This window comes from Kitasatospora sp. NPDC057936 (assembly GCF_042887525.1).
Taxonomy (GTDB): domain Bacteria; phylum Actinomycetota; class Actinomycetes; order Streptomycetales; family Streptomycetaceae; genus Kitasatospora.
This window is the reverse complement of the sequence record NZ_JBHVPD010000172.1, coordinates 1-10,317: the sequence shown is the minus strand read 5'-3', so window position 1 is coordinate 10,317 and position 10,317 is coordinate 1. Positions and strand designations below refer to the sequence as shown.

The 10,317-nt window shown below is 73.0% G+C and carries 7 protein-coding genes, 1 pseudogene and 1 riboswitch; of the genes and pseudogenes, 2 read left to right on the top strand and 6 right to left on the bottom strand.

Annotated features, from left to right (window positions below; translation table 11 throughout):
• Positions 1-187: 187 nt before the first annotated feature.
• Genes meaB through ACFVU9_RS44670 form a run of 3 tightly spaced genes read right to left on the bottom strand, consistent with a single transcriptional unit; the run spans position 188 to position 5,264 of the window.
• The gene (gene meaB, locus ACFVU9_RS44680; RefSeq protein WP_387603709.1) at positions 188-1,180 is read right to left on the bottom strand and encodes a methylmalonyl Co-A mutase-associated GTPase MeaB; all 993 of its coding nucleotides are present in this window, start codon (positions 1,178-1,180) and stop codon (positions 188-190) included.
• A 14-nt stretch (positions 1,181-1,194) separates the two neighbouring features.
• Complete coding sequence (gene scpA / locus ACFVU9_RS44675) at positions 1,195-3,399, bottom strand: methylmalonyl-CoA mutase (RefSeq protein ID WP_380447986.1); 2,205 nt, start codon at positions 3,397-3,399, stop codon at positions 1,195-1,197.
• A complete protein-coding gene (locus ACFVU9_RS44670) occupies positions 3,396-5,264 on the bottom strand; it encodes a methylmalonyl-CoA mutase family protein (protein WP_387603705.1) in 1,869 nt (622 codons plus the stop codon). The genes scpA and ACFVU9_RS44670 overlap by 4 nt, the downstream gene beginning before the upstream one ends.
• Before the next feature lie 344 nt (positions 5,265-5,608).
• Here ACFVU9_RS44670 and ACFVU9_RS44665 point away from each other — a divergent pair, with 344 nt between their 5' ends.
• Complete coding sequence (locus ACFVU9_RS44665; protein ID WP_380447982.1) at positions 5,609-6,700, top strand: NlpC/P60 family protein; 1,092 nt, start codon at positions 5,609-5,611, stop codon at positions 6,698-6,700.
• A 99-nt stretch (positions 6,701-6,799) separates the two neighbouring features.
• Here ACFVU9_RS44665 and ACFVU9_RS44660 read toward each other — a convergent pair whose 3' ends face one another.
• The 3 genes from ACFVU9_RS44660 to ACFVU9_RS44650 form a co-directional block, all read right to left on the bottom strand.
• Positions 6,800-7,924, bottom strand: coding sequence for a hypothetical protein (locus ACFVU9_RS44660; protein WP_387603702.1), 1,125 nt, complete (start codon positions 7,922-7,924; stop codon positions 6,800-6,802).
• A 111-nt stretch (positions 7,925-8,035) separates the two neighbouring features.
• Positions 8,036-8,923 carry a M56 family metallopeptidase gene (locus tag ACFVU9_RS44655; protein ID WP_387603699.1) on the bottom strand — a complete coding sequence of 296 codons (888 nt, stop codon included), beginning with the start codon at positions 8,921-8,923 and terminating at the stop codon, positions 8,036-8,038.
• Positions 8,920-9,291 carry a BlaI/MecI/CopY family transcriptional regulator gene (locus tag ACFVU9_RS44650; RefSeq protein ID WP_380447999.1) on the bottom strand — a complete coding sequence of 124 codons (372 nt, stop codon included), beginning with the start codon at positions 9,289-9,291 and terminating at the stop codon, positions 8,920-8,922. Before ACFVU9_RS44650 ends, ACFVU9_RS44655 begins: the two co-directional genes overlap by 4 nt.
• A 228-nt stretch (positions 9,292-9,519) precedes the next feature.
• Positions 9,520-9,694: riboswitch (M-box (ykoK) riboswitch) on the top strand.
• Positions 9,695-10,072: 378 nt separating this feature from the next.
• Here ACFVU9_RS44650 and ACFVU9_RS44645 point away from each other — a divergent pair.
• Positions 10,073-10,317 (top strand): annotated as a pseudogene (locus tag ACFVU9_RS44645) (manganese transporter); the annotation flags it as partial.

Below are 10,317 nucleotides of genomic sequence, written 5' to 3'. Positions count from 1 at the left end.
TATTTTTGGTGGGTTCTTGGGGGTTGTTTTTTTTTTATCAGACCCAGCGGCGCCACCCCGTTGGCGCCGCCCCCCCGCGCGGGGGGGCCCACGGCCAAGGACCTCTGCTCCCTGCCCAGGGCGGCGTGATAACCGCAGACGGACGAAGCGCCCTGCCTCCGGTCCGGAGGTAGGGCGCTCAACGAAGCTAGTTCGCGCCGAAGAAGGCGTCCAGGATCTGCTGGGCCGCCAGGCCCGCCGGCAGCGTTCCGGCTCGTACCTGGGACTCCAGGTCGGGGGCCAGGCGTCGAACCTCGGGGTGCTCGTGCAGCCGGGCGTAGAGCTGGTCGTGGACCATCGTCCACGTCCATTCCACCTGCTGGTCGCGGCGCTTCGCGGCCAGCGCGCCCGTCGCGTCCAGCACCTTGCGGTGCTGCTGCAGGCGCTCCCACAGCACGTCGAGGCCCAGGCCCTCGCGGCCGCTGCAGGTCAGTACCGGTGGCGTCCATGCCGCGTCCGGTGCCTGCAACAGCCGTAGGGCGCCCGCGAGTTCGCGGGCCGCGCCCTTGGCGTCCGTCTCGTGGGGGCCGTCCGCCTTGTTGACGGCGATGACGTCCGCCAGTTCCAGGACGCCCTTCTTGATGCCCTGGAGCTGGTCGCCGGTCCGGGCCAGGCTGAGCAGCAGGAAGGTGTCGACCATCCCGGCCACCGCCGTCTCGGACTGGCCGACGCCCACCGTCTCCACGAGTACGACGTCGTACCCGGCCGCCTCCATGACCACCATCGACTCCCGGGTGGCCTTGGCGACGCCGCCGAGCGTGCCCGAGGTGGGGGAGGGGCGGACGAAGGCGGCGGGATCCACCGCCAGGCGCTCCATCCTGGTCTTGTCGCCCAGGATGGAGCCGCCGGTCCGGCTGGAGGTCGGGTCGACGGCGAGCACCGCGACCCGGTGGCCCGCCGCCGTCAGCATCGTGCCGAAGGAGTCGATGAAGGTCGACTTGCCGACACCGGGTACACCGGTGATGCCGACCCGGACCGCGCCGCCCGCGTGCGGGAGCAGCCGCTGGAGCAGCTGCTGGGCCAGCGCCCGGTGGTCGGGCCGGGTCGATTCGACGAGCGTGACGGCCCGCGCGATCCACGCGCGCGAGCCGTCGAGGACGCCCGTGACGTAGCTGTCGAGGTCGATCGTCCGCGGAGGCATGGAGGTTCAGCGGCTCACAGCTCGTGGCCGAGGTCGGCCGCCAGGGACTTCAGCAGGTCGTACGCCGCGTCCGGGATGACGGTGCCGGGCGGGAAGACCGCCGCCGCGCCGGCCTCGTACAGGGCGTCGAAGTCCTGCGGCGGGATGACGCCGCCGACGACGATGGTGATGTCCTCCCGCCCGGCCTCGGCGAGCGCGGTGCGCAGCGCGGGCACCAGGGTGAGGTGTCCGGCGGCGAGCGACGAGACGCCGACGATGTGGACGTCGGCCTCGACGGCCTGGCGGGCCACCTCGTCCGGGGTCTGGAACAGCGGGCCGACGTCGACGGTGAAGCCGAGGTCGGCGAAGGCGGTGGCGATGACCTTCTGGCCGCGGTCGTGGCCGTCCTGGCCCATCTTGGCGACGAGGATGCGCGGGCGGCGGCCCTCGGCCTCCTCGAAGCGCTCGACGAGGTCCCGGGTGCGCTGGAGGGGGGCCGACTGGCCCGCTTCGTCTCGGTACACACCGGAGATGGTACGGATCTGGCCGGAGTGGCGGCCGTACACCTTCTCCAGGGCGTCCGAGATCTCGCCGACGGTGGCCTTGGCGCGGGCCGCGTTGACGGCGAGGTGCAGCAGGTTGCCGTCGAGGGAGCCGCCGCGCTGGGGGCCGGCCTCGGCGGCGCGGGTCAGCGCGTGCAGCGCGTCCTGCGTCAGGGCCTCGTCGCGCTCCGCGCGCAGGCGGCGCAGCTTCTCGATCTGGCGGGCGCGGACCGAGGAGTTGTCGACCTTGAGCACGTCGATCTGCTCGTCGCTCTCCACCCGGTACTTGTTGACGCCGATGACCGGCTGGCGGCCGGAGTCGATGCGCGCCTGGGTGCGGGCGGCGGCCTCCTCGACGCGCAGCTTGGGGATGCCGGCGTCGATGGCCTTGGCCATGCCGCCGGCGGCCTCGACCTCCTGGATGTGCTGCCAGGCGCGGACGGCGAGGTCGTGGGTGAGCTTCTCGACGTAGGCGGAGCCGCCCCACGGGTCGATGACGCGGCAGGTGCCGGACTCCTGCTGGAGCAGCAGCTGGGTGTTGCGGGCGATGCGGGCCGAGAAGTCGGTGGGCAGCGCGAGCGCCTCGTCGAGGGCGTTGGTGTGCAGCGACTGGGTGTGGCCCTGGGTGGCGGCCATCGCCTCGACGCAGGTACGGGTGACGTTGTTGAACACGTCCTGCGCGGTGAGGGACCAGCCGGAGGTCTGCGAATGGGTGCGCAGCGACAGCGACTTGGCGTTCTTCGGGTCGAACTGCTTGACCAGCTTGGCCCACAGGAGGCGGGCCGCGCGCAGCTTGGCGACCTCCATGAAGAAGTTCATGCCGATCGCCCAGAAGAAGGACAGCCGCGGCGCGAAGGCGTCGACGTCCAGGCCCACGTCGAGGCCCGCGCGCAGGTACTCGACGCCGTCGGCGAGGGTGTAGGCGAGCTCCAGGTCGGCGGTGGCCCCGGCCTCCTGGATGTGGTAGCCGGAGATGGAGATCGAGTTGTACCGGGGCATCTTCTGCGAGGTGTACGCGAAGATGTCCGAGATGATCCGCATCGACGGCTGCGGCGGGTAGATGTAGGTGTTGCGGACCATGAACTCCTTGAGGATGTCGTTCTGGATGGTCCCCGCCAGCTTCTCCGGCGGCACCCCCTGCTCCTCGGCCGCGACGATGTACAGGGCGAGCACCGGCAGCACGGCGCCGTTCATCGTCATCGACACGGACATCTTGTCCAGCGGGATGCCGTCGAACAGCTGGCGCATGTCGTAGATGGAGTCGATGGCGACGCCCGCCATGCCGACGTCGCCGGTGACGCGCGGGTGGTCGCTGTCGTAGCCGCGGTGGGTCGGCAGGTCGAAGGCGACCGAGAGGCCCTTCTGGCCGGCCGCGAGGTTGCGGCGGTAGAAGGCGTTGGACTCCTCGGCGGTGGAGAAGCCCGCGTACTGGCGGACGGTCCACGGCTGGTTGACGTACATGGTCGGGTAGGGCCCGCGCAGGTACGGGGCGATGCCCGGGTAGGTGTCGAGGAAGTCCAGGCCGGCGAGGTCGTCGGCGGTGTACAGCGGCTTGACGCCGATGCCCTCGGGGGTGTCCCAGACGAGCTCGTCGACGTCCTTGCCGGTGGTCCGCCGCCAGGCGGAGCGCCACTGCTCGGGGGTGACGTCGCGGGCGGCGCCGCCGTCCAGCCCGATTCCGGTGAAGTCGGGGATCATCGGGCCACTCCGATCAGGTCCAGCAGGGAGGTCAAGGCGGCGACCGCGTCCCCGCCCGCGTAGATGAACTCGTCCACTCCGGCGGGTACTTCGGTGAGCCGTCCGGCGAGCAGCACGCGCCGGGCGCCGGCCTCCTTGAGGGCGCCGGCGACGGCCGCGGCGTGCTCGCCGTACAGGGCGTCGCTGGAGCAGAGGCAGGCGACGGTGGCGCCGGAGGCCCGGAAGGCCTCGGCGAACGCGGCCGGGTCGGCGGACTCCAGGGAGACGGTCGCGATCCCGCCCGCCTGGAACAGGTTGGCGGCAAAGGTGGTGCGCGCGGTGTGCGCGGCGGCGGTGCCGATCGACGCCAGGAACAGCTTCGGCCGTTCGCCGTCGGCTGCGAGGGAGGCGTCCGAGCGGTCCCGCAGGGCCTCGTACGCCTCGGCGCGCCGCACCTGCGGCAGCCCGCCGCCGGGCGCGGCCGGGGCCGGCTCGCGGACCAGCGGGTGCTCGTCCAGGTGCGGGAACTCGCTGACACCGGTGACGGGTTCGCGCCGCTTGGCGAGCTTCGCCGAGCGCTCCGCCCAGGTCGCGGCGATCCGCTCGCCGACCAGGCCGGACTCCAGCGCGGCCCGCTGGCCGCCGGCCCGCTCGATCTCCTGGAACCAGGCCCAGGCGGCGTGCGCGAGCTCCTCGCTCAGCTGCTCGACGTACCAGGAGCCGCCGGCCGGGTCGATCACCCGGGCCAGGTGGGACTCCTCCAGCAGGATCGACTGGGTGTTGCGGGCGATCCGGCGCGCGAACGCGTCGGGCAGGCCGAGCGCGGTGTCGAAGGGCAGCACGGTCACGGCGTCGGCGCCGCCGACCCCGGCGGCGAGGCAGGCGACGGTGGTGCGCAGCATGTTCACCCACGGGTCGCGCGCGGTCATCATGACCCGGGACGTGACGGCGTGCTGGCGCTGCGCGGAGGCCTCGGCGGACGCGCCGGACACCTCGGCGACGCGGGCCCACAGGCGGCGCGCGGCACGGAACTTGGCGATCGTCAGGAACTGGTCGCCGTCGGCCGCGTAGCGGAACTCAAGCTGGCCGAGCGCGGCGTCCACCGGGAGCCCGGCGGCGGTCAGGGCACGCAGGTAGGCGACGCCGGTGGCGAGCGAGCAGCCCAGCTCCTGGGCGGGCGAGGCGCCGGCCTCGTGGTACGGCAGGGCGTCGACGGTGAGGGCGCGGACGCCGGGGTAGTCGGCGGCGCAGCGGGCGGCGAGCGCGGCGGCGTCGGCGAGCAGGGCGTCGGTGCGGGCGGCGCCGCCGGTTCTGGCCTGGAGGCCGAGCGGGTCGGCCCCGAGGTTGCCGGCGGCGGCACCGGGGGAGACCTCGCGCTCCTCGTACAGCTTGAACAACTGCTCGGCGGCGTCGGCGAATTCGGCTCCGGCGTCGAGGGCGACGGCGGCCAGGTCCAGGTAGACGCCGGCCAGCGCCTCGGGCAGCGCGGCGATCGGCAGGCCGTCCCCGCCGAGCTCCAGCCAGAGCGAGCCGACGCCGTTCTCCAGGTCCGCGAGGACCGCCTCGTTGGTCCGGCGCCGGTCCGGGTCGGCGTGCCGCTGGCGGACGTCCCACCCGGCGACGGCCGAACCCTGCGGGCGACCGCCGCGCACGAACGGCGCGAAGCCGGGGTAGCCGGCCTCGGCGCCGGTGTCCTCGGCGGTGTACAGGGGGCGGGCGCTCAGGCCGTCCTGGAGGCGGGTGGCGAGCGCCTGTTCGGCGGCGGGGGCGTCCTCGGGCTGCGCACCGGACTTGCGCAGCACGCCCTCGACGAGCCGCTGCCACTGCTCACGGTGCGCTGCCGGGAACTCGGCGGCGAGGGGGAGCCCTTCGGGCGGGACCTTCATGACCGCAGGTTAGCGCCCGTTCGCGCGGGCACAGGAGGGCCGGTGGATGTGACCTTTCCCTCGATTTAGCCACACTTCAGCACTCCGGGTGACGCCGAGTGTCAGCCGGGGCGTCGAGGGGGCCGGGCGGTCGGGCGGACGGTTGAACGAAAGCGGCGGCCGCGGTCGTTCCAAGAAGGAGAAGTGACAACGGGATTGTGGAACCTCGGCGCCCATCTATTAAGTTACTTCGAAGAAGGCGGGTGGGGCTGACATCCCCCGTGCGATCCCACCCGCCTTCGCTCCGCCGTGCCCTGTTCCGCCCCGCTCCGCCCTGCCTCCGTCCCCCGAAGGAGCCCACCGCCATGGGAAAGCGCCGCAAGCCCAGCCCCCCGAGCCGGGCGCGCCTCGCCGTCCTCACCACGGCCGTGGCCGGCGGCGCGGTGCTCGCCGCCGGGACCGCCCACGCCGAGCCGACGCCCACGCTCGCCTCCGTCAAGGAACAGGTGGACAAGCTCAACGAGGAGGCCGAGCAGTCCATCGAGCGCTACAACGGCTTCCAGGCCAAGCAGCAGTCGCTCCAGGCGGACGCGAACCGGATCCAGGACAAGGTCGCCCGCGGCCAGGAGGCGATGAACGAGCTGCGCACCCGGCTCGGCGCGGTGGCGGGCGAGCAGTACCGCACCAACGGCATCGACCCGGGCATCCAGCTGATGCTCGACTCCGACCCGGCCGGCTACCTGGAACGCGCCGCCGCGCAGAACCAGGTCGTCGAGGGCCAGACCGCACTGCTCAAGCAGGCCCGCGACGAGCAGCGCCGGCTCGACCAGGACCGCGCCGAGGCCGCCGCCATGCTCACCCAGCTCGACAGCGTGGGCGCGTCGCTGGGCGAGGAGAAGAAGCAGGTCCAGAGCCGGCTCGCGCAGGCCCAGGCGCTGCTCAACAAGCTGAGCGCCGAAGACCGGGCCAGGATCAACGCCCAGGAGTCCGCCGAGAAGGCGAAGGCCGCCGCCCAGCAGGCCGCCGCGGCGGACCGGGCCTCCCGCTCGGCCGGCCGGCCCGCCGCGGGGCCCGGCGCGGACGCCACCCTGCCGAGCCCGAGTGCGAGCGGCCGCGCCGCCGACATCATCAAGTTCGCCACCGCCCAGCTCGGCAAGCCCTACGAATGGGGCTCGACCGGGCCGAACACCTGGGACTGCTCCGGCCTGACCGGCGCCGCCTACCGCGCGGCCGGCGTCAAGCTCCCCCGGATGTCGCAGGACCAGTGGAACGCCGGCACGCGCATCGCCCGCGGTGACCTCCAGCCCGGCGACCTCGTCTTCTTCTACGAGGACATCCACCACGTCGGCATCTACATAGGCGACGGCAAGATGATCCACTCCCCGCGCACCGGCAAGAACGTGGAGGTCCTCCCGATCTCCGTCATGCCGTACATGGGCGCCGTCCGCCCCGCCTGACGGGCACCGACCGCGGCACGGCGACGAAGCACGGCTCACGTCGACGAAGGAGGAGGGCCAGGTCGTTCCGCACGGAACGACCGGGCCCGCTCCCGTGGGTCAGTTGGCGATGATCTGGAGCGTCCCGTTGCTCCCGATGCTGCCGGTCAGGTACAGGGTGTGGCCGTCGGGGCCGACGGCGAGGCCGTCGAGCTGGTCCTCGTCGGGGGAGACGGTCTCGGCCGCGACCAGGCTGCCGGAGGCGGTGTCGACGGAGAGCACCGACGGGCCGGCGCTGTAGTCGGCCTTCGTCAGGTAGAGGCGGGTGCCGTCCGGGCTGATCTGCGGGTCGCCCAGGTCGGCGAAGCCGTTGACCAGGGTGAGGTGGCGGGTGACGGTGTCGCCGGCCGGGTCGATCACGTCGGCCTGGCCGCCCTTGTAGCCGGAGGCCACCGCGAACAGGCGGGTGCCGTCCGGGGTGAAGACCGGGTGGTAGTCGAGCGCCCCGGCGGTGCCGCCGACGGTGCCGACCAGGGTGGGCGCGGTGCCCGCCGTGCCGACGTGGAAGACGCCGGCGTCGCCGCCGACGTACAGGTCGTGCCCGCCCGGCCGGAACGCGGCGGTGCCGGTGAAGCTGGTGGGCACCTGCACGGAGCCGGTGAAGGCGTGCTGGGCGGTGGAGAACGCGACCACCCGGCCCTGGCCGTACTGGCGGTAGGCGGTGGGCCCGTTCTGGACGACGTAGGCGGTGGCGCCGTCCGGGCTCACGGTGAGGCCGGTGAGCAGGCCCGGGTTCCAGCCGGCCTGGCGCGGCTGGTCGGGCAGCGCGGTGGTGGTGAGCACGGTCAGCGTGGCGGTGTCGAGCACCACGAGCTGCTGCCCGTTCGCGACGTACAGGCGGGTGCCGTCCGCGGACAGCGCGGCGACCAGGCCGAGCTGGGCGGTGTCGAGGGTGGCCTGCCGGGTGACGGCGTCGCTCTGGGTGTCGACCGCCTTGACCTGGACGGTGTTGCCCGTCCCGCTCACCACGACGTACGCCGTGGTGCCGTCGGGGCTGACGAGCGGCTGGGCCTGGTTGTGGCCGACGGTGATGATGCCCTCGGTGCCGGAGACCGGGGCGGCGGCGCTCTGGTCCGCGGCCTGGGCGGCGGTGCCGGTGAGCGCCAGGACGGCGGCGGCAGCGGCGGCCACGGCGGTCGCGCGGGTGTACGTGCTGATCGAACGCTTGGAAGTCTTCGCGGTCATCGCGGTTGTCGATCCCCCTTTGGCGCACCGCACGGTGCGGTGCCGGGGCAGGCTAACCGATCTTCCTGAGAGTCTGATGGACGGTCAATGACCGGAACGAGTCAGCCCCGCTCACGGATGTGGCGCGCAGGCCAACAGGTAGGGGAGCAGCGGGATCGCCACCACCCCGGCCCACCACGCCGCTCGGCGCCGTCGCCGGCCACCCCCGGGGCGCGCCAGCCGCCGCACCCGGGTGAGCACCCCGGTGGCCGCGACCCCGAGGGAGCCGCCCGGGGGTGCCGGGGAGGTGGCCAGGGCGCAGAGCGCGGAGGCGAGTTCGCTGCGCGACACCCGGGCGAGCGCCGCGTCGTCGGCCGCCATCTCCAGCAGCAGCGCCACCTCCGCCCGTCCCAGGCGGGCCAGCGGCAGGCGGCCGAGGAGGAGCGCGAAGGCGTCGGCCGGCAGCCGGAGCAGGTGGTGCCGCCCGCGGATGTGCTCGCGCTCGTGCGCGACGGCGGCGGCGAGCTGGCGCTCGTCGAGGAGTTCCAGGGCGCCGCGTGAGACCACGACCCGGCTGCGGCGGCCGGGCAGGCAGTAGACGGTCGGGTGGGCGTGCTCCAGCACCAGGGCGTTCCAGTGCCGGTCGCGCACCGCGACGACGTCCAGCACCTTCCGGTGCCGCCGGCGCGCCCGCCCGGCCCGCGCGCCGACGCCGGCCACCACCGCGGCGACCCCGGCGGCCCCGGCGGCGAGCAGCCACCAGTCGTGGGTGTGCGGGGCCAGCGGCGGGGCCGGTTCTGCGTGCGGGATGAGCCCGAGCAGTCCGGCGGGCTCGTGGGCGAAGGGTTCGACGGCGTGGTGGGCGGCGAGCAGCAGCGCGACGGCGAAGGAGGCCATCAGCGCCAGCCACAGGGCGGTGCCCGCCACTGGGCGGGTCTGGAGCCGGGCGGAGCCGGCCAGCCGGCGCGGCAGCGCGAGACCGGTCGCGGCCAGGTAGAGGCAGAGCAGCGCGAGGGTCACCGCTCGTCGTCCCGGGCCTTCACCTGCTCCAGGGCGGCGAGCAGCGCGGAGGCCTCGTCGCCGCTCATGGCGTCGACGAAGTGCAGCAGCGCGCCGGTGCGGTCCTGGGTGGTCTCCAGCGCCTGGTGCATGAGCCGGGCGGTGTACGCCTCGCGCGTGCAGGTCGGCTCGTACACCCAGGCGCGGCCGACCTTGTCCCGGCGCAGCCAGCCCTTGGTGTGGAGGATGTCGGCCACCGTGGTCACGGTGGTGTAGGCGACCGGCCGCTGTTGCTGGAGGTCGTCGACCACCTCGCGCACCGTGGCCGGCCGGCCCCAGGACCAGAGCCGGTCCATGATCTCGGCCTCAAGATCGCCGAACCCGCGCAGCACCGCCCCGTTTCCCTTCCTCGCCGCCGCCGTCTGGAACGGCGCCCATGGTACGGCGTTCGACGTCGCCGAAGTCGGGCGTCCTCCTGCGTCCCCTGCTGCCTCCTCTTGCTGCGTTTCCGGCGTCCTCCGGCGTCCTCTGGCGTCAAAGTTCTACAAAGGTGTCGAAGGACACCGGAAAAGTGGCCCACGGCGATCCTGACGGGGGTATGCTTTTCGAGGTTTGAAGAGGCACCTCGTTCGGTGAGGCGTCTTCACGGACACAGGCCACTGACCCGACGACGTCGAGAGACGCCCAGGTTCAGGACAGATCTTCCCGACCTAAGGGTTGATCCCAAGTGGCTTCCCCCGCAAGGGGGATCACGCCGTGAAGTGCCAAAGCTCTGACGAGTTGGGGTGTACCGGTCGCCTTCGTGCGCTGGGACGCTCCTTGCCGTGTCGCGATGCGGCGCACAGTCGGTGCGCCCCCCGGCCGGGAGGAGGCGAGAAACATGGACTGCAGTAGTCCGGGCCACAGTTGCCCCTACCCCCGCATGCTCTCGTACACCTCCGGCACGCGGTAACAACCTTTCCTGCGAACGCCCCATCAGACGCTGCGTCATGCGCTCGACCATGCCATGACCCAAGCGACCTGACGCACCGTCATGCCCGCACGACGCCCGAGCCCGGCCCTGTCCCGGCTCGCGCCGCCGTGCGGCCCGGTGCCGTGCGTCCGCAGGGAGGATTACTGCTGCGTGCCCCCTTATGGCCCCCTCAAGGTAGGGGGCGGGGAGGACTCACCATGGCAGACGTCATGCTCGACCCGAAGGTTCCCGCCGCTCGCAGCGCGGTGCTGGACGACGCGCACATCGGTGACATCAAGGGTGCCCTCGGCACCATCAGGCTGGACGACGACGCGCCCCGCCAGGGGCTCTCGGTGCGGCTGAAGACCCTGCTGGCGATCATCGGCCCGGGCCTGATCGTCATGGTCGGCGACAACGACGCCGGCGCCTTCTCCACCTACGGCCAGGCCGGCCAGAACTACGG